The sequence below is a fragment of the Labilithrix luteola genome (genome assembly GCF_001263205.1).
In the GTDB taxonomy this organism is placed as follows: domain Bacteria; phylum Myxococcota_A; class Polyangia; order Polyangiales; family Polyangiaceae; genus Labilithrix; species Labilithrix luteola.
In genome coordinates this window covers 9954084-9975614 of the sequence record NZ_CP012333.1, presented here as the reverse complement: position 1 = coordinate 9975614, position 21531 = coordinate 9954084, and the positions used below count along the sequence as shown (strand labels likewise).

The 21531-nt window shown below is 66.8% G+C and carries 19 protein-coding genes; 13 read left to right on the top strand and 6 right to left on the bottom strand.

Annotated features, from left to right (window positions below):
• The first annotated feature begins 49 nt into the window (after positions 1 to 49).
• Genes AKJ09_RS43095 through AKJ09_RS43070 form a run of 7 tightly spaced genes read left to right on the top strand, consistent with a single transcriptional unit; the run spans position 50 to position 7824 of the window.
• Complete coding sequence (locus tag AKJ09_RS43095; RefSeq protein ID WP_146653672.1) at positions 50 to 2035, top strand: TonB-dependent receptor plug domain-containing protein; 1986 nt, start codon at positions 50 to 52, stop codon at positions 2033 to 2035.
• Positions 2035 to 3165 (top strand): HmuY family protein, encoded by a 1131-nt coding sequence (locus tag AKJ09_RS53735; protein ID WP_169928337.1) that lies wholly within the window; start codon positions 2035 to 2037, stop codon positions 3163 to 3165. The genes AKJ09_RS43095 and AKJ09_RS53735 overlap by 1 nt, the downstream gene beginning before the upstream one ends.
• Positions 3166 to 3167: 2 nt before the next feature.
• Positions 3168 to 3995: an HmuY family protein gene (locus tag AKJ09_RS43090; protein ID WP_169928336.1), complete on the top strand. Its 828-nt coding sequence runs from the start codon at positions 3168 to 3170 to the stop codon at positions 3993 to 3995.
• A 4-nt stretch (positions 3996 to 3999) separates the two neighbouring features.
• A complete protein-coding gene (locus tag AKJ09_RS43085; RefSeq protein WP_146653670.1) occupies positions 4000 to 4905 on the top strand; it encodes a heme/hemin ABC transporter substrate-binding protein in 906 nt (301 codons plus the stop codon).
• Positions 4902 to 5948 carry a FecCD family ABC transporter permease gene (locus AKJ09_RS43080; protein WP_146653669.1) on the top strand — a complete coding sequence of 349 codons (1047 nt, stop codon included), beginning with the start codon at positions 4902 to 4904 and terminating at the stop codon, positions 5946 to 5948. Before AKJ09_RS43085 ends, AKJ09_RS43080 begins: the two co-directional genes overlap by 4 nt.
• Positions 5945 to 6769 carry a heme ABC transporter ATP-binding protein gene (locus AKJ09_RS43075; RefSeq protein WP_146653668.1) on the top strand — a complete coding sequence of 275 codons (825 nt, stop codon included), beginning with the start codon at positions 5945 to 5947 and terminating at the stop codon, positions 6767 to 6769. The genes AKJ09_RS43080 and AKJ09_RS43075 overlap by 4 nt, the downstream gene beginning before the upstream one ends.
• Positions 6769 to 7824, top strand: coding sequence for a hemin-degrading factor (locus AKJ09_RS43070; RefSeq protein WP_146653667.1), 1056 nt, complete (start codon positions 6769 to 6771; stop codon positions 7822 to 7824). The genes AKJ09_RS43075 and AKJ09_RS43070 overlap by 1 nt, the downstream gene beginning before the upstream one ends.
• A gap of 7 nt (positions 7825 to 7831) precedes the next feature.
• On the opposite strand, the gene AKJ09_RS43065 is transcribed toward AKJ09_RS43070, so the two are convergent.
• Both AKJ09_RS43065 and hemW read right to left on the bottom strand, forming a co-directional pair.
• On the bottom strand, positions 7832 to 9598 hold the full coding sequence (locus AKJ09_RS43065) for a WGR domain-containing protein (protein WP_146653666.1): 1767 nt from the start codon (positions 9596 to 9598) through the stop codon (positions 7832 to 7834).
• Positions 9599 to 9720: 122 nt separating this feature from the next.
• On the bottom strand, positions 9721 to 10920 hold the full coding sequence (gene hemW, locus AKJ09_RS43060) for a radical SAM family heme chaperone HemW (protein WP_146653665.1): 1200 nt from the start codon (positions 10918 to 10920) through the stop codon (positions 9721 to 9723).
• A 347-nt stretch (positions 10921 to 11267) separates the two neighbouring features.
• Between hemW and AKJ09_RS43055 the strand changes: the two genes are divergently transcribed.
• From AKJ09_RS43055 to AKJ09_RS43040, 4 genes are all read left to right on the top strand, one after another.
• Entirely contained in the window at positions 11268 to 13430 is a 2163-nt protein-coding gene (locus AKJ09_RS43055) for a RelA/SpoT family protein (protein WP_146653664.1), read from the top strand.
• A gap of 107 nt (positions 13431 to 13537) precedes the next feature.
• On the top strand, positions 13538 to 14935 hold the full coding sequence (gene trmFO, locus AKJ09_RS43050; RefSeq protein ID WP_146653663.1) for a methylenetetrahydrofolate--tRNA-(uracil(54)-C(5))-methyltransferase (FADH(2)-oxidizing) TrmFO: 1398 nt from the start codon (positions 13538 to 13540) through the stop codon (positions 14933 to 14935).
• Positions 14936 to 14977: 42 nt separating this feature from the next.
• The gene (locus AKJ09_RS43045) at positions 14978 to 15709 is read left to right on the top strand and encodes a helix-turn-helix domain-containing protein (protein WP_338035042.1); all 732 of its coding nucleotides are present in this window, start codon (positions 14978 to 14980) and stop codon (positions 15707 to 15709) included.
• Positions 15710 to 15866: 157 nt separating this feature from the next.
• Entirely contained in the window at positions 15867 to 17225 is a 1359-nt protein-coding gene (locus AKJ09_RS43040) for a B12-binding domain-containing radical SAM protein (protein ID WP_146653661.1), read from the top strand.
• Between the two features lie 86 nt (positions 17226 to 17311).
• Here AKJ09_RS43040 and AKJ09_RS43035 read toward each other — a convergent pair whose 3' ends face one another.
• Complete coding sequence (locus tag AKJ09_RS43035) at positions 17312 to 17749, bottom strand: bactofilin family protein (protein WP_146653660.1); 438 nt, start codon at positions 17747 to 17749, stop codon at positions 17312 to 17314.
• A gap of 35 nt (positions 17750 to 17784) precedes the next feature.
• Here AKJ09_RS43035 and dps point away from each other — a divergent pair, with 35 nt between their 5' ends.
• Entirely contained in the window at positions 17785 to 18423 is a 639-nt protein-coding gene (dps, locus tag AKJ09_RS43030; RefSeq protein WP_275936697.1) for a DNA starvation/stationary phase protection protein Dps, read from the top strand.
• On the opposite strand, the gene AKJ09_RS43025 is transcribed toward dps, so the two are convergent.
• Positions 18408 to 19391: a DNA-methyltransferase gene (locus tag AKJ09_RS43025; RefSeq protein ID WP_146653658.1), complete on the bottom strand. Its 984-nt coding sequence runs from the start codon at positions 19389 to 19391 to the stop codon at positions 18408 to 18410. The two genes, dps and AKJ09_RS43025, sit on opposite strands and share 16 nt — an antisense overlap.
• Positions 19372 to 20274 (bottom strand): penicillin-insensitive murein endopeptidase, encoded by a 903-nt coding sequence (locus tag AKJ09_RS43020; protein WP_169928335.1) that lies wholly within the window; start codon positions 20272 to 20274, stop codon positions 19372 to 19374. The genes AKJ09_RS43025 and AKJ09_RS43020 overlap by 20 nt, the downstream gene beginning before the upstream one ends.
• Before the next feature lie 280 nt (positions 20275 to 20554).
• Here AKJ09_RS43020 and AKJ09_RS43015 point away from each other — a divergent pair, with 280 nt between their 5' ends.
• Positions 20555 to 20800: a hypothetical protein gene (locus AKJ09_RS43015; RefSeq protein ID WP_146653656.1), complete on the top strand. Its 246-nt coding sequence runs from the start codon at positions 20555 to 20557 to the stop codon at positions 20798 to 20800.
• 40 nt (positions 20801 to 20840) lie between these two features.
• Here AKJ09_RS43015 and AKJ09_RS43010 read toward each other — a convergent pair whose 3' ends face one another.
• Positions 20841 to 21467, bottom strand: coding sequence for a sterol desaturase family protein (locus AKJ09_RS43010; RefSeq protein WP_146653655.1), 627 nt, complete (start codon positions 21465 to 21467; stop codon positions 20841 to 20843).
• Positions 21468 to 21531 lie beyond the last annotated feature (64 nt).

Genomic DNA, 21531 nt, shown 5'->3' with positions numbered 1-21531 from the left:
TGAAAATGATTTTCAATTTCGAAGTGCCGTGAGGAGACGGAGGCTCTGGATGCTGGCAATCGCGTGTTTCGGCCCATTTTTGCCCGCTCGCCGCGCGCTCGCGCAGGCGGCCTCGTCGGAGCATGGCCGGACGGAGGCGACCGACACGGTCGTCGTGACGGGTACGCGGACCGCGGAGCGCTCGCAGTGGGCGACGGTGAAAACGGACGTCGTCACGCACGAAGAGGCCGATCGCCGCGGCGCCACGAACGTCGGTGAGGCTCTCTCGTCGCAACCCGGCGTGCAGGTCAACCCGGGGGCCTACGGCACGCTCGGCAACGTCAGCGCCATCCAGATCCAGGGCTTCGATCGCGACCGTGTGCTCGTGCTCGAAGACGGCGAACGCGTCGTCGGTGACGTGGGCGGCGCGATCGACCTCGCGAACATTCCGACGGGCGACATCGATCGCATCGAGATCGTCACCGGTCCCACGAGCTCGCTCTACGGCTCGAGCGCGATCGGCGGCGTCGTGAACATCGTCACCGCGCTGCCTCGCCTCGAGGGGCCGAGTGGACGCGTGCGCCTGGAGGGGCGCAGCTACCGCGGGCTCGTCTTGCAAGGCAACGGCGCGTATCGACGCGACGGAACGTGGGTCGCCCTCGACCTGAACTACACGCGCCAGGACGGCATTCGGCGCTCCGAAGACCTTCCGGACCTGCGCATCCCCGAGAGCGCGCGCAGCATGGTGGGCGTCCGCGCCGGCACGCGCCTTTCGGACCGCATCGACGTGCGGATCCGCGGTCGATGGCTCCGCGACCAGGTCGACGGCATCGAGTCGAGCGTCACGCCCGGCCTCGGTCGTTTCATCACGGATCTGCCCGAGCAGACGAATCGTTACACGCTCCACCTCATCGAGACGGTGAAGCTCGGGCGGGCCTCGAGCCTCCGCCTCACGCTCGGACGCCAGTGGGTCGAGGGCCGAACGGCCAACGATCGGCGCGATTCGCCGCTCGACGAAGTGCGTGAGCGCCATCACCGTATGCAGAGCGCCGAAGGTGTGCTCACGCTCGCCGACGGACCGCGCACCTGGGTCCTGGGCACGCGTTTCGAGGCCGAGCACTTTTCGCAGGAGCTCACCAAGACCGAGAGCAGCTCGGGCGGTCTCGTGACGAGCACCGCGCCCGAGGTGGCGCCGCAGACGCTCGGAAGCGGCGCGGCCTACGGGCAGCTCCAGTGGAAGCTCGTCGACACCGTCACGCTGCTCGCCGGAGCGCGCGGCGAGCTCCACACGCGCTACGGGACCGCGGTCACTCCGCGTCTCTCGATGGCCTACAGGCCGACGTCGGCATGGCAGTTTCGCGCCTCGGCCGGGCGAGGCTTCCGCGCACCGAGCGCCAAGGAGCTCGGGTTCGTCTTCGACCACTCGATCTACGGCTATCGCGTCGACGGAAACCCCGAGCTGAAGCCCGAGACGTCGTGGGGCGTGAACGGCGACGTGACGTGGCAGGCGGACGAACGCGTCACCCTCCGTGCCAGCGGCTTCGCCAATTGGGTCGAAGATCTCATCGACGTCGATCTCGCGAACGGAACCTCGTCGGGCGGCATTGCTTCGTACACGTATACGAACTTCGGCACGGCCCGCACGATGGGCGCCGAGGTCGACGCGGCGTACCGCATCTCCGATCGCCTGCGCGCCGAAGCCAGCTACGCGTACCTCTACACGCGTGACGACGTGAACGACCGGCCGCTTGGAGGGCGCCCGCCGCACACGCTCACCGCGTCGCTTCGCACGAAGCTATTCTGGGAGCTCGAGTCCTACGGTCGCGTCCGCGTGGCGAGTGACGCGTTCGTCGACGAGACGACGCGCTCGCCCGGCTACACGACGCTCGACGTACGCCTCTCGCGGCCCATGTGGCCCGAGTCGGAGGCGTTCGTCGGCGTGCTCAACCTGCTCGACGTCCATCAGGAGCCCGGTCGCGTGGGCGATCAGCGGCCCCCGTTCGGACGCGTTTTCTACGTCGGTCTGCGTGCCTCGTTCCCCTGGGAGGACAAGTGATGCGTTGGTTCTCGCTCGCTCTCATCGCTTCCATCGCCGCGGCCGCCTGCAGCGACAGCGCCGGCTCTTCGTCGCACGACGGGACGACGCTCCCGACCGAAGGCGGCGCAACGAAGGATGCCGGAAATACGGACGAAACGTTCGCGAGCGGCACCGAGCTCCGCGTGACCGTTCCGGCTTCGGGGCGTGTGTACGTCAATCTCGCGTCGGCCTCCGTTGTCGACGTTGCCGGTGACCCGCTCGCGCAGTCGAACTGGGATCTGGCGTTCGACGGCCTCGACGTCTTCACGAACAGCGGCCCTTCGGGAAACGGCGCGGGCGGATCGTTCGGCCCTCTCGACGCGATCACGTTCGTCTCGGAGACCGCGCCCACGGTGCCGTTCATCGCCGCCGACAAAGCCGGCGGGGCGTTCCTCGATTGGTACGCCTACGACGGCACGGCGCACGCGCTGTGGAGCCGCTACCACGTCTACGGAGTCAAAGACGGCGACCACCTCTTCAAGGTGCAAGTGCTCGGCTACTACGGTGAACGCGAAGGCGCACCGGTCAGCGGTATCTACGCGATTCGCTATGCCGAGCTCGGCGCAGCGAGCGGCGAGACGAAGGCGCTCTCCGACCTCGACGGAACGGCCGGTGGAACTTCGGCACCCGCGGGCGCGACGAGCGAATGCCTCGATCTCGTGAATGGCGCACGCACGCTACTCACGCCCGCCGAGGCCGCAACGTCGAGCGCGTGGTCGCTCTGCTTCCGTCGCGCGAGCATTTCGGTCGACGGAGAAAAGGCCGGCCCGCGCGGTGTGCTCGCCGTCGATCTCCAGGCCGCCGACACCGCGCACGAGACGGTGGAGGCGATGAAGACGAAGACCGCCGATAGCGAAACGGCGCGCTTCGACGCCGTCAATGGAGCCTCGTTCGAGGGCAAGACGTTTCGCGGTGACCGGATCGTCAGTGGCTTCGGCGAAGCGTGGATCGACGCGACCAAGTCGCCGCTCGTCCCCGCTGCCGGCACATGGCTCGCCGTCGATGCCAGCGGCAAACAGAAATACGTGCTCGGTTTCCGAGCCTTCGAGAACCCCACGACGACGTCTCCCGGCACCGTCGTGATGCGCATCAAGCCGGTGAAAGGTTGATCATGTCGTCCAAGCTTGGATTGTGGTTTTTCGCGTCTCTCGTCACGATTCCCGCCTTCGTCGCGTGCAGCTCCAGTGACGACGAGTCAGGCCAGAACGACGTCGCGACTCAGCCGCAGACGGGGCCCGACGCGTCGGCCAATCCTCAAGACTCGTCGGTCGCGGAGCCCCAGAAAGATGCGGCGACCGAGGATGCCAGCCACATGCCTGACGCGTCGGGGCCGGTGTGCACGGCGGCGGCCGAGCAGCTACTCAAGCCGGTCGATTCCGTGTCGACCGGGGCGGTCACGGTTCTCTCCGACGAAACAGGCGTGAAGACGATCTTCGTCGACGCCGCGGCGGGCGGCACGGCCGGGCAGGCCACGAACCCGCGTCTGTACTTGAACCTCGATTCGCTCGCGCGCGTCGACGTCACGGACAAGACCGCATCGACGTCGACGGCGTGGGATCTCGCGATCAAGCGACCGATCCTCTTCACCAACGGTGGTCATGGCGGCTCGGGGCAGGGCGGTGCGGTTCGTCTCGTGGACAAGGAGTTCGACGCGGTCACGGCGGCCGACGCCTCCTCCGCTACGTTCGCCAAGGAGATCTTCTTCGACGCCGACTGCAACCCGCAGACCGATCAGACCGGCGCGGTGAAGACGACGTTCGACGGCTGGTACGACTACAACACGGCGGACAATACGCTCACGCCCGCGGCCGGCACGTGGCTCGTGAAGGGCGGGGCAGGCAAGCTCTACAAGATCGCGATCGTCACGTATTACGCGACACCTGACGGCGGCGTCGGCATGTCCGGCGGCCGCTACGTGATCAAGGTCGGAGCGCTGTGATTCGATGACGACTGCGGTTCGATATGCCGTCGTTCGCGGCGTCTTGTTCTTCGTGTTGCTCGCGTTTCTCGGTGCTTGCGGTCGTTCGCAGGCATCGGGGGCGCCCGAGGCAAAGCCGAGCGACGCGGGCGCAATGCGCATCGTCTCGGTCGGGGGCGCGGTCACCGAGGTTCTGTTCGCGCTCGGAGCAGGAAGCGACGTCTTCGGGATCGACACCTCGAGTGTCTATCCCGAGGCGGCCTGGAAGCTTCCGCACGTGGGCTACCAGCGAACGCTCGCGGCGGAGGGCATTCTCTCGCTCCGTCCGACGCTCGTGATCGCCACCGCCGACGCCGGCCCGCCTGCGGTGATCGAGCAACTGCGAGCGGCCAACGTGCGCGTGGAGATCTTGCCCGCCGATCCGACGATCGAAGTCGCGCGCTCGCGCATCCTCTCGATCGCCAAGCTCGTGGGCCGCGACGGAACCGCGCTCGTCAGCGAGCTCGATGCCGACCTCGCGCGTGCGAAGAGCGCCGCTCGAGCGGCGAAGAGCAAGCCGAAGGTTCTCGCCGTCTACGCGCGCGGTGCGAACGTACTCCACGTGCTCGGCAAGGGAACGCCGGGTGAGGTGATGGTGGAGCTTGCCGGCGGAGACAACGCCGGCAATGCATTCGACGGCGCGAAGCCGATGACCGCCGAGTCGCTCGTGAGCGCCGCGCCCGACGTGGTGCTCGTACCTTCGCGAGGGCTCGAGAGCCTCGGCGGACTCGAGGGGCTCGCGAAGTTGCCGGGCATGAGCGATACGCCGGCGGGGCGCGCCTCGCGCTTCGTGGCGATGGACGACCTGCTCCTTTTGGGATTCGGTCCGCGCACCGGCAAGGCGCTTCTCGAGCTCACCTCGAAGATCCATCCGGAGCTCGGAAACCCGTGATCGACGCGCGGAGACGTCGGGGCGTCCTCGGGGGATTGCTCGTGCTGTTCCTCGTCACGCTGGCATGGTCGGCGACGATAGGAGGCGTTCCCATTCCGGTGTCCGACGTGTTTCGCGCGGTCTTCGCCAAGGTCGGACTTTCGGCCGACGTCGACGCGACCACGGCCTCGGTGCTCTTCGGCATCCGCGCGCCGCGGCTCGTCCTCGGGGTGCTCGTCGGCGCGGCCCTCGCGATGTCGGGGGCCGCGCTGCAGGGCCTCTTTCGCAACGCGCTCGCCGATCCGGCGCTGCTCGGCATCTCGAGCGGCGCGGCGCTCGGGGCGGTGTCGGCCATCGTCCTCGGGGCGAGCATCGCGAGTGCGCTGCCTGCATGGCTCGCCCCGTACCTGCTGCCCACCATCGCGTTCGTCGGGGCGATGGCTTCCATGGTGGTGGTCCAGCGGATCGCGCGCGACGGCTTCCGGACCGCGGTTTCCATGCTGCTGCTCGCCGGTATCGCGATCAACGCCCTCTGCCAGGCCACGATGGGCCTGCTCGTCTATACGGCGACCGACGCCCAGCTCCGCAACATCACGTTTTGGAATCTCGGAAGCCTGGGCGGAGCAACGTGGGGCGCCGTTTGGAGTGCGGGCCCGTTTCTCGTGATCGCGCTCGTTGCCTTGCCCAGGTTCGCTCGATCGCTCGATGCCATCGTTCTCGGAGAAGCCGAAGCGGGGCATCTCGGCTTCTCCGTCGAGCGCGTCAAACGTGTCGTGTTCGCGATCGTGGCGCTCGCCGTGGGAGCGTCGGTGGCTGTCTCGGGCATTCTCGGGTTCGTGGGCCTCGTGGTTCCACACCTGCTTCGGCTCGCGCTCGGGCCCAGCCATCGAACGCTGATCGTCGCCGCCGGCCTTTGCGGTGCGAGCCTCCTACTCCTCGCCGACGCCTTCGCCCGAACGGTGGTCGCGCCCGCGGAGCTGCCGCTCGGCATCGTCACCGCGGCGATTGGAACGCCCTTTTTCCTGGCGCTTCTGCTCCGTGAAAAGCGCACGAGGACCGCATGATCGAAGCCATCGGAGTGAGCCGGCGTATCGGCTCGAAGGTTCTTCTCGAGCGCGTCGATCTACAGGTGGAGGCGGGCACGGTGCTCGCGCTCGTCGGGCCGAACGGTGCCGGCAAGTCGACGTTGCTCAAGATCCTGTCGGGGGAGCTCGAGCCGTCCTCGGGCCAGGTGCTGCTCGCTGGGGAGCCCATCGGATCGCTCGCGCCACGCCGGCGAGCGCGCTTGCGTGCGGTGCTCCCGCAAGACAGCAGTGTGGCGTTCCCGCTCTCGGCGTACGACGTGGTGCTCCTCGGTCGGACTCCGCACGAAGGCGCGGGTGAGACGCTTCGCGATCGGACCATCGCGCGTCTCGCCATGTCGCTGACCGACACGTTGGCTCTCGCCGAGCGCTCGTTTCCTACGCTCTCCGGTGGTGAACGGCAGCGCGTGCAGACGGCACGTGTCATCGCCCAGATCTGGGAGAATGGCGAGCCGCGAGCGTTGTTTCTCGACGAGCCGACGTCGAGCCTCGACGTTGCGCATCAGCATGCCACGCTCGAGCAGGCGCGCCGCATGGCTGGCGAGGGCTGCGCGGTCGTATGCGTGCTCCACGACCTGAATCTCGCCGCCCAGTATGCCGACCGCGTCGCCGTTCTGTCGCGCGGAGTTCTTCGCGCCGACGGGCCCCCGTCGCGTGTTCTCGAACCATCTCTGCTCGAGGAGGTCTTCGACGTGCGAGCGCTCGTCGTGCCCCATCCCGAGCTCACGTGTCCGCTCGTCGTTCCGATCGGTCCGACGACGCGGCGAACCGCTACTGCGTGTGTGATCGACGGAGGACTCTGATGTCGACGGACGTGAATCTCTACGAAAAATGGATGGCTCTTCGCGCGAGCGAGAAGGGCCTGCGCGGTCTCGAGCTCTCGAATCGACTTGGCGTGAGCGAGTGCGAGCTCTACGCATCAGCGATCGGAAAGACCGCGGGTGACGTATCCTCGACGCGCCTCGTCGCGGATTGGACGGAGCTGCTCAAAAAGCTGCCGCAGCTCGGCAAGGTCAAGGCCGTCACGCGCAGTCCCGATGCGGTGATCGAGTGCGAAGGCACCTACGACAACGTCGAGTTCTTCGGCATGATGGGCCAGAGCGTCAGCTCGATCGATCTCCGAATCTTCGTGAATCGCTGGCGCTACGGCTTTGCCTTCCGTGAAGAGACGCGCCGCGGCACCTCGCAGGGCTTGGCGTTCTTCGACGCCTCGGGCCGCGCCGTCCACAAGCTCTTTCTCCGGCCGGAGACGGATCGTCAGGCGTTCGATACGCTCGTTCGCGAGTACACGCCGGCCGATGTGGTCTCGCCGCCGGTGATCGAGGCAGAGGAGCTGTCGCCGCCTGCGAAGCCGGATGCGGAAGTCGACGTCGCGGGCCTCCGCAAGGCATGGCTCGAGATGACCGATACGCACGAGTTCTTCGGGCTGCTTCGCAAGTTCGGAGTCGCGCGCACGCAGGCGCTTCGCCTCGTCGGCGACGATCTCTCGCGGCCGACGTCGCGCACGAGCCTGGAAGACGTGCTCCGCGCGGTGGCCGGCAAGGACCTGCCCATCATGGTGTTCGTGGGCAATCGTGGAGTCATCCAGATCCACTCCGGAGCGATTCACAAGGTTGCGCCCATGGGGGACTGGGTCAACGTGCTCGACCCGGGCTTCGATCTCCACGTTCGCACGAGTGGCGTGGCGAGTGCCTGGGTGGTGCGCAAGCCCACGGCCGACGGTGACGTCACCTCGCTCGAGCTCTACACGGAGGACGGCGAGCAGCTCGTCCACGTCGTCGGCAAGCGCCACACCGGCGAAACCGAGAACCCGACGTGGCGCGAGATCGTCACGAGCCTTCCGCGTCCGGTGGCGTGAGTCTCGCTCAGCGGACGGCGACGTTGCAGAGGATGCGCCTCAGTACGTGTGTCTTGTAGGGATCGAAGTTGGTGAGCGACAGCGTCTCGAGCCCGTGGAGCGAGGCGAGCTCACCGCTGATCCCCGCGTGATCAGGCATCGTGAGCGTGAGATGACGAAGCTTCGGGAGCTTCGCGATCGAAGCCATGACCGAGGCGAGCTCGTAGCCGAGCTTGAGTCGCGACAAATCGAGTGTCAGTGAGCCGAGCGATTCGAACCCGCGTAGCTCGCTGACCTCCGGTGCGACGGGCGCGCCGATCACGAGCGTTTCGAGGGCTTGCATGCGACCCCACATGCGAAGCGCGGTCTTCGTTCCCGCGGCCTTCATGCCGAGGAGACGGAGCTCGCGCAGCCCGAGCTCGGCGAGGGAAGGGGAGAAGCTCTCGAGAGCGAGCGTGTCGAGGGTGAGTGACTCGAGCCATCGCCATGCCCCGAGCATGTCGTCGAGGGGGGCGAGGCGATGCCGGGCGATCGTCAGCCGCTTGCATCGTGCGAGTGTGAAGACCGCAGCAGGAAGCACCGTGCGTGGCGGACGCTTCGCCGGCCCTTCGAGGCGAAGTTCGGTGAGGCGCTCCCACGCGGCGAGCCATGGACCGATCGCGGCGAGCGGCCCATGGAACGAAAAGCGCTCCACGTTGCGCAGATCGCGTAGCGACTTCGGCAGCTCCGCCGTCTCGGTGCCGACACCGAGGCTCTCGATCGAGCGAAGCGAATCGAAGGTGTCGGGGAGGTCGCCGTCGCTCTGGAACTGCAGGGAGCGAAGCGATGGTAGCGAGCTCGCGCACGCGACGAGGGCAGCGCCGTCGACGGCATGCTCGAGACTGAGGACCTCGAGCTGCTCGAGCTTCCCTAGTCCGCGAGGGAGTCGCGGATCGGTGCCGACCCGTCCGAGGGAGAGGCGCCTCAGCTTCGGCGCCGAGACCAGCGCCGAGACGTCTTGCCCGTGGGGCGTGCAGCGGAGCTCGACGAGCGCGGGGGCCTGCGCGACGGCCGTGAGGTCCTTGCCGGAAGCCAGCGACGTTCGTTCGAAGTCGATGCTCGAGAGCCGCGCGGCTCGATCGAGGGCGGCGGGCATCGCGGCACGGTCGTAGCCGGCGATCTCCAGGCGTTCGAGTGACGTGAGACGGGCGATGACGTCGGGGACGACGAGCATCTCGTGCGAGGGGCCGCGGATCGAGAGGCGCGAGAGCTTGCCGAGCCGGCCGAGGCTCTCGGGGAAGCTCGAGGGGGCGTGAAGCGAGAGCGTGGTCAACGTCGCGCCCAGGACCCCGATGTTCTCGGGGACGCCCAGGGCACCGGACGCCGAGACGACCGATCGGAAGCGATTCTCGGGAAGCGGAACGCGTTCGTGCACCGTGATGTGCCGGAGGCGCGCATCGGCTCCGGCGGTCGCCAACTCGCCGCTGTTCTCCTCGGCGCGTCTCCGCCGTTCCTCGTCGGCGCGGCGCTCGCTTTCGACGATCCGCGCGGGGAAGAGCGCGATGGGTCCGGTGCCGAACGCGGGGCGCCGACGGGGGCCGGCCATGCGAGGAGCATCCACGTAGCCACGCTTCCGCTTCTCGGCGATGAGCCGCTCGGCGCTGGTTCTGGCCTCGGTCTCGTTCGCGTGGCTGCTCGTCACCGTCTGACCGGGGGAACCGATTCGGCCAAAGCGGACGGTCGTCGTGCTGTCCCGGACTTCGATCCCCCAGAACTCCTCCGACAACCCGAACGCGAGCCGAAGCGACACGTGCATCGACACCACATTGGAAGATCCGGCGCGCCGGATCCATCACCCACAGGGAGGATGGCCGGTGTCAGACCTCTCGGCACCTTGGCGCGATTGGAGAGCCGCGCGCGAGGCGACGCTTCTCGAGCTCAGAAGAGCCGCGAGGCGATGTCGTCGGTGAAGAGCCACGCGTTTCGCGGGATGCGAAGCAGGTTGCCATCACGTTCGAGTCGTCCCCGCGACATGAGCGACGCGATCGTTTTTTCCCGCGCGCCAGTGAAAGGATCGATGCCGAGCTCGGCGCCGGACTTCGCGAGGTCGATTCCTTCGGCGATGCGCAGACCGAGCATGATCCGCTCGCGGAGCAGAGCTTCGGCGTCGAGCGACTCGGCGAACATCGTGAGGCCGTCGTCTTCGCCGAGCACGTCGTCGCGAAGCGTTTTGGTGCGCTCCACGTAGCGGCGTGGCTCTACGGCGTTGCGATAGCGAACGCCCGCGGCGGCCTTGGAGCCGTCGTCGGTTCGAACGAAACCGAACGCGGCGACGCCGAGGCCCACGTACTCGGCCCCGCGCCAGTAGGCGAGGTTGTGCCGTGCCTCTTCACCCGGCACCGCGTAATTCGAGATCTCGTAGTGGCGGAGGCCGCGCGACTCGAGCACTTCGTCGATGGCGAGAAAGGCGTCGGCCACGATGCCGTCGTCTGCCATGGGCAAGAGCCCGCGCTTGCGCCGCTCGCCGAACTGGGTGCCGGGCTCGATGGTCAGCTGGTAGCAGGAGAGATGCTTGAGGCCGGTCGATGCGAGCGCCTCGGCCTGGGCGCGCGCGTCCTCCGCGCTCTGATCCGGGAGGCCGAAGATCAGATCGGTCGACACACGCGGCACACCGGCTTCGAGCGCCCCTTCGATGGCCCTCCGTGCGCCGTCCGGATCGTGCAGGCGCCCGAGGAAGCGAAGCTGCTCGGCCCGAAGCGACTGCGTGCCGATGGACAGGCGGCCGACACCCGCTGAGAGAAGCGCCGCGGCGCGATCACGGTCGAGCGACGTCGGATTGCACTCGACCGTGATCTCGGCGTCCTTCGTCACCGGAAAGATCTCGCGCAGCTTTCCGAGCACGCGCCCGAGCTCACGAGGCTCCCAGAGGCTCGGCGTTCCTCCGCCGAAGAAAATGCTCTCGATGACGGTCGACCGGCCGCGCCGCTCGAGCCAACGCGCACGCGCCGTGGCCTCACGCAGGATGGCGTCGGCGTAGCCGGAGTGGTCGATGTCCTCGCGATCGGCCGCGTAACTGACGAAATCGCAGTACGGGCATTTGGCGAGGCACCAGGGGAAGTGGACGTAGATCGAGGCCAACGCGCGGCAGCTACCACGCCGCGCGGCCCAACGCGAACTCGGCGCAAGCTCGACGCGACCGTCGCTCGACGACCTGCCCAAGAAATAGGCCCAAGAAATAGGCCCCCAGGAAATGAGCCCGACGGCAGGAGACGCGAAACCCAGGAGCCGAGACGTGCCTATTAAGGAGGAGAGGAGGCGCCATCGAGCTCGATGGTCGAGCTCAGCCGGCGCGAAACGGAGGCCGGGGGCGTCCGGATAAACTCGTCCAAAGGCAAGAACCCGAACTGTTTCGTCACTCCGTTGCCGCGGCAAAACGGGGGTGTTACGTTGAAAACACCGGTTTTCCCCGGAAATCCGACCCACAAATGCTTCAGGTCTTGGACATCATCGACCGCGTTCGGGCGTATCAGCCGGCTGCCGACGCGGACCTGATCAAGCGCGCCTACGACTACAGCTCGAAGGCGCACACCGGTCAGAAGCGGAAGTCGGGCGATCCCTACTTCATCCATCCGGCGTCCGTCGCAGGCATCATCACCGAGCTCCGCCTCGACACAGCAAGTGTCTGCGCGGGTTTGCTTCACGACGTCGTCGAGGACACCCTCGCGACGACGAAGGACATCGAGCGGGAATTCGGCGGTGAAATCGCCTCCCTCGTCGATGGGGTGACGAAGCTCGGCAAGATCAACTTCACCTCCAAGGAAGACCGTCAGGCGGAGAACTTCCGCAAGATGGTCGTCGCCATGGCGCGGGACATCCGCGTCTTGCTCATCAAGCTCTGCGACCGCGTGGACAACATGCGAACGCTCGAGCACATGAAGCCCGAATCGCAGGAGCGCATCGCGCGCGAGACCCTGGAGATCTACGCGCCGCTCGCCAACCGCCTCGGTATCCAGGCGTTCAAGAGCGAGCTCGAAGACCTCTCATTCCGCTGGCTCGAGCCGGACGCGTACCAAGAGGTCAAGAACGCCGTCGCGCACACGAAGAATCAGCGCGACCGCTACATCTTCGAAGTCTCGAAGACGCTCGCCAGCCGCCTCGCCGAACAGGGCTTCGCCGCCGAAGTCACCGGCCGCGCCAAGCACCTCTACTCGGTGTGGCGCAAGATGAAGGCGAACGACAGCACCATCGAGCAGATCCACGACATCATCGCCTTCCGCGTGCTCGTGGAGAGCGTGAGCGACTGCTACGCGGCGCTCGGCGTCATTCATTCGAAGTGGACGCCGGTGCCGGGGCGCTTCAAGGACTACATCGCGCTGCCCAAGCCGAACATGTACCAGTCGCTCCACACGACGGTCATCGGCCCGGGCCGCGAGCGCATCGAAATCCAGATCCGCACCCACGAGATGCATCGCGTGGCCGAGCGCGGTATTGCCGCTCACTGGAAGTACAAGGAGCGGCACGGCGGCGGCGTCGCCGACAGCGACGCGCAGCGCTTCGGTTGGCTCCGCCAGCTGATGGAGTGGCAGAAGGATCTCAAGGATCCGGCCGAATTCCTCGAGGGCGTGAAGGTCGACCTCTTCCAGGACGAGGTCTACGTCTTCACCCCCAAGGGCGAGGTCCGCGTGTTTCCCCGCGGCGCCACCCCGGTCGACTTCGCGTTCGGCATCCACTCGCAGCTCGGTGAGCACATCACGGGCGCGCGCGTGAACGGCAAGCTCGAGCCGCTTCGCTACAAGCTTCGCAACGGCGACGTCCTCGAAGTCGTCACGAGCCCGAACCAGCAGCCCAGCAAGGACTGGCTCGACTTCGTCGTCACCACGCGTGCTCGCGCGAAGATCCGCAATTTCCTGCGCCAGGAGCAACGCGAGAAGTCGCTCAAGCTCGGGCGCGAGCTCGTCGAGCGCGAATTCACCCGCGGAAGTATCTCGCTCACCAAGCTGCTGAAGAACGACAACGAGCTCCGCAAGGTTCTCGAGTCGGTCAGCGTCGGCAACGTCGACGAGCTCTTCATCGGCGTCGGCTACGGCAAGATCGATCCCAAGGACGTCATCGAGATCGTCGCGCCTCCCTCGGTCGACGGCGCGAAGAGCATCCCGCCCGAGCAGCTTCGCGAGGGGCGCATCGCGGGCTTCGTCCGCAAGATGAAGGGCGACGACGGCGGCATCCGCCTCAACGGCATCGACGACGTCCTCGTCCGCTACGCCAAGTGCTGCAACCCGCTCCCGGGCGACGACATCCTCGGGTTCATCACCCGCGGTCGCGGCGTCACCATCCACCGTCGCGGCTGCCCCAAGGCATTCGACACCGATCCCGAGCGCCGCGTCGAGATCACCTGGGATTCCAAGGCGAAAATCAACCGCGCCGTGCAGCTTCGCGTCACCACCGCGAACCGCCCGGGCATCCTCGCCACCGTTGGCCACACCTTCAGCCAGATGGGCATCAACATCAGCGAGGCGAACTGCCGAGCGGGCGACGACGGCAAGGCGGTCAACGTCTTCACCTTCGTCTGCCAGGACCTGAACCAGCTGAAGAGCGTGATGAAAGCGCTCCAGAAGGTCCAGGGCGTGGTGGGCGTCGATCGAGTTTAGGCGTCAGGCCGCTTGCTCTCTTGGGGGGAGGCGACTTTAAGGGAGGTCTTCCTGGGCCTCCCGAGCCGTGCTTTTGCGGCCGAGCCTGGGCGAGCAGGATTCGGCGCATGAAGGTGACGGTCGTTGGTGGGGGCCTGGCGGGGTGTGAGGCTTCGTTTCAGCTCGCGGAGCGTGGGATCGACGTCGAGCTCATCGAGCAGAAGCCCCACGCGCGCACGCCGGCCCAGAACACGGACAAGCTCTGCGAGCTGGTGTGTTCGAACTCGATGCGCGGCGCCGCGCTCGTCAACGCCGTCGGCCTCTTGAAGGAAGAGCTCCGCCGCTGCGGATCGCTCGTCATGCAGGCGGCCGAGATTGCCAAGGTGCCGGCCGGTGGTGCGCTCGCGGTCGATCGCGACGTCTTTGCCGAGACGGTCACGGCGCGCATCCACGCGCATCCGAGGATCAAGGTCCGCCACGAGATCGTCGAGCGCATCCCCGACGCCTCGGCCGAGAACCCCGTCATCATCGCGACCGGCCCGCTGACCGGCGACGCCCTCGCGGCCGACATCGCGCGCGCGGTCGGCGCCGAGCACCTCGCGTACTACGACGCCATCGCGCCGATCGTCGCGGCGGACTCGATCAACTGGGAGAAGGTCTTCCGCCAGTCGCGCTGGGGGAAGGGCGCGCCGGTCGACGGCAACGATGCGTCCGACGGAACCGAGCCGCTCCGCGACGCCGAGGCCCTCGGCGACGAGGCCTACGTCAACTGCCCCTTCGACGAGGCTGGCTACAAAGCGTTCGTCGAAGCCCTCGTTTCCGCGCAGAAGGTCGAGCCGCGCTCGTTCGAAGACGTGCGTTACTTCGAAGGCTGCTTGCCGGTCGAAGTCATGGCCGGGCGTGGTGAGATGACCCTGGCCTTCGGCCCCATGAAACCGGTCGGACTCACCGATCCGCGTACGGGCCGCCGCCCCTACGCCGTCGTGCAGCTCCGCGCCGAGGACAAGGCTCAGACCGCCTACAACCTCGTCGGCTTCCAGTCACGCATGACCTGGGGCGACCAGGCGCGCGTCTTCAAGATGATTCCGGGCCTCGAAGAGGCGGAAATCCTGCGTTTCGGCAGCGTGCATCGCAATACGTTCATCGACTCGCCGAAGCTCCTCGACGAGCGGATGCAGCTGAAGACCCGTCCCAACGTGTTTCTGGCCGGCCAGGTAACGGGCGTCGAAGGCTACGTCGAGAGCTGCGCCGGCGGCCTGATTTGCGCCATTCTGCTTGCTCAGGCGCTGCGCGGTGAGGCCATCTCGCCGCCGCCCGAGTCGACCGCCCTCGGCGGGATCCGCACGCACCTCATGAGGGCCTCGGACCGGTTCCAGCCCTCGAATATCACGTGGGCCTGCATGCCGCCGCCGCCGAACCGCCGCCTCAAGAAGCGCGATCGCTACCAGGCCATGGCCGAACGGGCGCTCGCCGACTTCGAGGTCTGGCTCACGTCGGCCCCGCTCGCCCGCATTGCCACGAGCTAGACGCTCTCGTGGTACGTTCGGGCAGGTTCCGAGGAGGTTTCGTTGGCGGCTCGTAAGGCATCTTCATCGTCATCGTCACCCGCGTCGTCACCGGTATCGAGCGCGGTATCGTCAAGCCGCCGCGCTTCGACATCGCGCGCTTCGCGCGCACCGGCGTCCGACCCCGAGTTGGCGTCCGCGCCAAGCCGCGCGTCCGAATCCCTCGGCGACGATCTCGGCGCCGCAGAGCTCGCACGACGCGTCGCCGAGAACCTGCGTCGCAAGCGCAAGGCGAGGGGGATGTCCCTCGATGATCTCGGCAAGGCCTCCGGCGTGAGCCGCGCTGCGCTCTCCCAGGTCGAGACCGTGAAGACGAACCCCACGGTCGGCCTCCTGTGGAAGATCGCCGTGGGGCTCGGCGTGCCGTTCGCGGATCTGATCGGCGAGGCCAAGAGCGGAACGAGCGTGCTTCGTCGCGGCGATGCCCAGGTCCTTCGCTCCCTGGACGGCAAGCTCGAAAGCCGCCCCCTCACGCCGGCCGGTGCGTCACCGCTCGTCGAGCTCTACGAGCTTCGCCTTGCCGCTCGCGCGTCGCACACATCCGAAGCGCACGCTCCGGGTACGCACGAGTTCCTGGTCGTCTTGAGCGGCTCGCTGCGCTTGCGCGTCGACGAGGAGGTGCATGACCTCCTCGCCGGCGACAGCGTCTCGTTTCCGGCCGATCGCCCGCATGTCTACGAGAACACGGGCAGTTCCGAGGCGCGCTACCACAACGTGATCTTGTACGAACGCTGAGACGCCGAGGCGTTCAGTCGCCGCTCCACCAGACCGGCGCCGCGAATAGGTGAATCGCGTGCGTCGTGCCATTGAACGACGTGCATCGGGCGCAAGAATCGCGGCCTCGGCAGGCGGCTCGTTCCGCCGGCGCAAAGCCTGATACGCTCTTGGCGCCATGCACGTGCATCTCGTCGCCCCCTCGAACGAAGATTCGACGTACATCAAGCCGCTCTGGGTGAGCACGCTCTCGGCCCACACGCCGGACGACGTCAACTTGACGTTTCGCGACGACGGCATCGAGCCCATCGACCTCGCGAAGGAAGAGGACGTTCCCGACCTCGTCGGCATCAGCGTCAATTCGAAGACGGCCGCGCGTGCGTACGCGATTGCCGATGCCTATCGCAAGCGCGGATCGAAGGTGGTGCTCGGCGGCATCCACGTCACCGCGCTCCCCGACGAGGGGCTCGAGCACGCCGACGCCATCGTCTCCGGCGAGGCGGAGTGGCTCTGGCAAGACGTTCTGGCGGACGCCAAGGCCGGCAAGCTCGGACGCACCAAGTCGCTCATCAGCCGCCGCATCTACAAGCACGACAAGATGCCGGAGCTCGTGGGCCTGCCCATGCCCAAGCGCGATCTGGTGAAGTCGCGCCGCTACGTTCCTTTCGACGTCGTGCAGACCACGCGCGGCTGCCCGTTCCCGTGCGAGTTCTGCAGCGTGTCGACCTACAACGGCACGACGTTCCGCTTTCGCCCGGTGAAGGAGGTCATCGCCGAGCTCGAGACCGTGGGCCCGCGCGTGCTCTTCGGCGACGACAACGTGATGATCCACCAGAAATACAGCCACGAGCTCTTCGAGGCCATGGTGCCCATGAAGAAGCACTGGGTGGCCCAGGCCTCGCTCGCCGGCCTCCACAAGATCGAGAACGTCGAGGTCATGGCGCGTGCCGGCTGTCGTGCACTCTTCATCGGCTTCGAGTCGGTCGACGACAGCGCGGTGCGTGGCGCCGGCAAGAAGCAGAACAAGCCGCGCAAGTATCGCGACATCGTCCGAATGCTTGCCGACCACGGTATCGCCGTGTGGGGCAGCTTCGTGTTCGGCCTCGACGACGACACCGGCACGGCGTTCGAACGCACGGTCGAGTTCTGCATCGAGTCGAAGATCACGATGGCGCTCTTCGCGCTGCTCACACCTTATCCGGGCACGCGTCTCTACAAGCGTCTACGCGAAGAGGATCGCCTGACGAAGGATCGCTGGTGGCTCTCCGAAGACCACGATCACGGCGCGCCGTTCTACCAACCGAAACACATGACGCGCGACGAGCTCCGCACCGGCTGGGTTCGCGCCTGGCGCGACATGTACTCGCTTCGCTCGATTCGCAAGCGTTACGACTTCGGGCTCGACCACTCGTGGATCCAGAACCTCGCGTACTGGCCCATCAACTTGATGATGCACGAGCTCGCCGAGAAGAAGATCGCCCAGGGCGATCGCACGTGGCGCAAACACCGAACGCTCGACGTGCCGTTCGGCCTCTGATCGAGCCCGCGCGCGCGCCAAACGAGAAACGGCGCGTGTCTCCGAAGCTCGGAGAACCACGCGCCGTGTCTTCAGGCACGAACGAACTACGAACGACGTCGCGACGCGTCGGGCTGCCCGAACGTGAGCTGCAGCTTGCCCGACGGGGCTTCGAGCTTCACGTCGAGGGCCGAGGCCACGACGACCGTGTTGTGACCCACGGTGCCCGCGAGGTTGGCCGTCTCGACCTCGAATTCGCCCGAAACCTTGCCCTCGCTCTTGAGCGTGGTGGCCGTGACCTTGCCGGAGATGACGCCCGTGGCGCTGACCGTGAGGGCAGGCCCTTCGACGTTTCCTTCGATGGCGCCCTGCACATGAATCGGGCACGTCGAAGAAAGGGTGCCCTTGAACTTGGTGCCGTCCTCCACGAGCGTACGCTTCTCGGTCGCGATGGTCGCGCTGGTTGCACTCGCCGCGCTGGTTGCGCTGGTCGCACTCGCCGCGCTGGTCGCAGTGCCAAAGGGCGGTCTCTTCGGGTCGTTCATCGAAGCTCCTTCGTACTTCGATCATCGTCCTCGCGATGATCTCGAGGGGTTATCGTCGCACGACGCGAGCGACTGCCAATGCGAAAATTCGCGACAACGAATCGCCTCGACGTCGCCTTCGCTCCTTCTTACTCTGCGCGCCGCACTCAAAGGACGTCTCGCACACCAGGTGTGTGCAGAAGGAGCTGACCATGCACCGTACGAAGAATGATCTCCCCGAGAGCACCCGCGTCGCGATGATCAAGCTCCTGAACGATCGCTTGGCTGACGCGATCGATCTCTTCAACCAGGTGAAGCACGCACACTGGAACGTGAAGGGGCCGAACTTCATCGCCATCCACGAGCTCTTCGACCAGGTTGCCGAGCACGTCGAAGAGGCGTCGGACGACCTTGCGGAACGTGCGGTTCAGCTTGGTGGCGTGGCCGACGGTCTGACCGCGTCGATCGCGAAGCGGACGTCGATCAAGTCGATTGGTCTCGACCTTCCGGATGGCCGCTCGTATGTCGACGCCGTGTCGACCTCGCTCGCCGAATACGGCGCGAAGGTTCGTCAGGCGATCGACACGGCGGACAAGGCCGGCGACAAGGGCACGGCCGATCTCTTCACCGAGCTATCGCGCAGCGCCGACAAGGACCTTTGGTTCGTCGAGGCGCACCTCTACTCCGAACGCTGAGCGCTGCTCGCATCCGGCCCGAGGCCACGGTCCACGGCGCGCGGCAAGTTGCCGTGGTCGGCACCGTGGCCTTCGTCGTTTCGGGCGACGAACTGGTGCGGGATCTTCGCGTCCGACAGGCGCCGCCGCGAGGTCTCGATGGCGAGCTCGCCGATGTCGTTCCCGCAGAATCGGCGTCCCGCCTTGGAGGCCGCCACGAGCGTGGTTCCCGAGCCGCAGAACGGATCGAGTACACGTGATTCGGGCGTCGTCGAGGCCCGAACGATGCGGTCGAGCAGCTTGAGCGGCTTCTGCGTGGGATAGCCGGTGGTCTCCGCGCGCAGCGGCGTGTTGGCGGCCATCGCTGGGCAGTCGGTCCAGACGCTGCCGAGCGCACGGCCTTCGTCGGCGTAGTAGCGGTACGTCTTGCCGTTGACGATGCGGTCCCGGTAGCGCCGTCCGTCCTCGTCGACGTTCGTGAAGTGCATCGCCTGGCTCGTGGCCGCGAACGGCGCACGTAGCGCGGGGTCCTTCGCGTTCCAGATCGGTGTGGCGCCGCGCGCGTAGAGGAGCAGCGTCTGATGGCCCATGCCGGGGCCGCTCCGACTCTTGCTGCCGTTGCCGGGAACCCAGATGACCTCGCCGCGGAAGCGACGTGCCCCGAAGATGCCGTCGCAGAGCACCTTCGCTTCGTGCACGGCGCGCGAATCGAGGTGAAGCCACATCGTGCCCTCGGAGCTCAGAAGCTCGTAGACGACTGCGATGCGCTCGCGCAGCCAATCGAGGTAGACCTCGAGCGAGGGCCACACGTCGTCGTATGCCACGGGCCCGTCGGCACGCGCACCACGCTTCACACGTGCGCTGAAGCTCTTGTCCACCATGAACGGCGGATCGAGGTAGGCGAGGTCGAAGCTCGCTGCGGGGGCAACGTCCGAAAGCTCGCGGGCGTCACCGTGGACGAGAAGATCTTCAGCGGCTCGCCTTGGCATCGTTCGCTACGGGGGTCGTGTCGGGGCTCGTGTCGATAGGGCGGGTGATCGCTTCGAGCAGTTCGCGGGTGTTGTCGACGGGAATGTCGGACGTGACGGCCTTCGTGTCCAGCGCGGCGAGCCACGGCCGCGTCGGACCGCTGTCTTCGCAGCCTCGCCGAAGCTCTTCGGGCGTGCACGCCGTGCGCACGTGGATGTGGTCGTCGTGGTTCTGCGCCGGCGGGCTCGGCTGGACGAGGACGTCGAGTGCTCTGGCCATGGTCTCCCCGGACTCACCGCGGGCACGTGCCCACTCGAGCAGCATTGCCTTGACGGGCTTGCTGACGAAGAGCCACTGGATGCGCGCCTCCGGGTCTTCGAGCAGCGTCTTGACCAGAAGCCACTCGCGCTCGACGTCGAAGCGCAGATAGCGATGCTGGACGGGGTCCCACGCGAGCCCATCCGGCCCGACGTGCACGAAATCCGGATTCGGGACGGGCACGCCGTCGAGCGTCGTCATGTAGAGGAGGAGATCGGCGTCGCGACCGCTCCGATGGGAGGAGTGCGAAGAGATGTGGCCACCGCTCTTGGCGGAGAGATCGCCGACGGTGAGTCGAGCGCCGGGCCGCTTCTTCGCGACGTCCTTCGCTGCTCGATCGATGGTGGCGACGAACCGTCCGATCGCGTAGTGGCGATCGTTGTCGCGCAGGCACCGGAGCGCCTCTCCTTCGCACGCGAGTTGTTCGGGGGCGGTGAGAACGCCGCGATGGGGCAGGCCGACCGAGCCTTCGTAGTGGGGCGTCAGCGGCGAGGGGACGGACGCGCACCCGCTGCCAACGCACGCACCCGCGACGAGGCCGCACGTGCCTGCGAGTGCTCGAAGGTGGCGAAGGAACGGACGCAACCAGGTTCTTCTAGCCGAAATCGAAGCCTGGGGAGAATCTCCGATGCTGCGCTGCACCATGCGGTGAACCTCGACGAAGTGCGTTTGCGTTGCTCGCGCGTCATCGAATCGAGGCGCAAGTGCCGCAGTTTAGGCCTGAATTTCCCTCGTGATCGGGGTTGCGCAGCCGAAGGAAGCGAGTAGAGATTTTGTTCACCGCGCGAGGCCGCGCGTGAGTGGCGAAGTCGTCGTCGCAAAACTCGTAGTCGCAAAGAACGGGCGGGGGGGAGGATCGATCACGATGGCACTCGAGGGACCGCAGCTCGCTTACACCCGCACGGACGACGAGGCGGAGTCCGAGAACACGTTGCAACGCGCGCTCCGCCTTGCTCGTGAGATCGAAGAGCTCCTCGACAACGCTCCGCCGACGCAGCCTCCTTCGCGATCGTCACGCGACTCGACGCGCATGGCGCGCGCGATGGCCTCGAGCTTGATCGACGAGCTCGAAGTGCTCGATCGCGGGCCGCGTCAGAGCCGCCTCGCCTGAGGTCTGCGAGGTCTGCGAGGTTGCGAAAGTGTCGCGGGCGTCAGCGCGCCGTCTCGGTGCGCTCGGCTGCGTCTGCGAGCTCCGCGCGGGCGGCCTGATTGGCTGTCGCGCGGCCAGCCCGTTCGAGGCGATCGCGCTTGCCGTGTCCGTGTCCGTCTTTCGTGTAACGGACGATACGCGGGTGCGCCCACTCGAGGATGCGATCGAAGCCTTGCCAGGACTCGGCGTAGGTGAAGACCGCGTCGTCGGGATAGGCGTGATGATGCGCGTGGTAGTGCGCGCTCGCGAAACCCCAGCCCGGCTTCGGCGGCGGCAGCCCCTGCTTGCGGAGCGGAACCGACGACCACCAGCCGTGCTGGTAGAGGTGGAAGAGCAGCGAGTGGACGAACTTCAGCACGCCGCCGATGACGAAGCCCGGGTTTCCCGTGAGGAGGGAGAGCGGCACCATCGCGAGCGTCGAGATGAGCGCGGCGCGCCCGTACGTCCATAGCTCGTAGCCGTCGAGCTGCACGGCGTCCTTCGAGCCGACGTAGCGGCGGTGATGACGCGAGTGTGTTCGCTTGTAGCGGTCGTGATCGTGGTGAACGAGGTAGTGGTCGACCGTGTAGACCAGGTCTGCACCGACGAAGAACGCAGCCGCAGCGACAATCGTGGACAGCAACGACATGACGAGTCGGGCAGATCCGATGCACGAACCGGTTCAACCGTTGCTCGATGTGACGGTATTGTGT

Excerpts from the sequence above, each read along its gene's own strand:
- AKJ09_RS43075 (WP_146653668.1), top strand. The coding sequence starts at position 5,945 with ATGATCGAAGCCATCGGAGTGAGCCGGCGTATCGGCTCGAAGGTTCTT.
- AKJ09_RS43085 (WP_146653670.1), top strand. The coding sequence starts at position 4,000 with ATGACGACTGCGGTTCGATATGCCGTCGTTCGCGGCGTCTTGTTCTTC.
- dps (WP_275936697.1), top strand. The coding sequence starts at position 17,785 with ATGATCTCGAGGGGTTATCGTCGCACGACGCGAGCGACTGCCAATGCG.
- AKJ09_RS43065 (WP_146653666.1), bottom strand. The coding sequence starts at position 9,598 with ATGCACGTGTCGCTTCGGCTCGCGTTCGGGTTGTCGGAGGAGTTCTGG.
- AKJ09_RS43090 (WP_169928336.1), top strand. The coding sequence starts at position 3,168 with ATGTCGTCCAAGCTTGGATTGTGGTTTTTCGCGTCTCTCGTCACGATT.
- AKJ09_RS43095 (WP_146653672.1), top strand. The coding sequence starts at position 50 with ATGCTGGCAATCGCGTGTTTCGGCCCATTTTTGCCCGCTCGCCGCGCG.
- AKJ09_RS43025 (WP_146653658.1), bottom strand. The coding sequence starts at position 19,391 with ATGCCAAGGCGAGCCGCTGAAGATCTTCTCGTCCACGGTGACGCCCGC.
- trmFO (WP_146653663.1), top strand. The coding sequence starts at position 13,538 with ATGAAGGTGACGGTCGTTGGTGGGGGCCTGGCGGGGTGTGAGGCTTCG.
- AKJ09_RS43010 (WP_146653655.1), bottom strand. The coding sequence starts at position 21,467 with ATGTCGTTGCTGTCCACGATTGTCGCTGCGGCTGCGTTCTTCGTCGGT.
- AKJ09_RS43040 (WP_146653661.1), top strand. The coding sequence starts at position 15,867 with ATGCACGTGCATCTCGTCGCCCCCTCGAACGAAGATTCGACGTACATC.
- AKJ09_RS43035 (WP_146653660.1), bottom strand. The coding sequence starts at position 17,749 with ATGAACGACCCGAAGAGACCGCCCTTTGGCACTGCGACCAGCGCGGCG.
- AKJ09_RS43015 (WP_146653656.1), top strand. The coding sequence starts at position 20,555 with ATGGCACTCGAGGGACCGCAGCTCGCTTACACCCGCACGGACGACGAG.
- AKJ09_RS43055 (WP_146653664.1), top strand. The coding sequence starts at position 11,268 with ATGCTTCAGGTCTTGGACATCATCGACCGCGTTCGGGCGTATCAGCCG.
- AKJ09_RS53735 (WP_169928337.1), top strand. The coding sequence starts at position 2,035 with ATGCGTTGGTTCTCGCTCGCTCTCATCGCTTCCATCGCCGCGGCCGCC.
- AKJ09_RS43070 (WP_146653667.1), top strand. The coding sequence starts at position 6,769 with ATGTCGACGGACGTGAATCTCTACGAAAAATGGATGGCTCTTCGCGCG.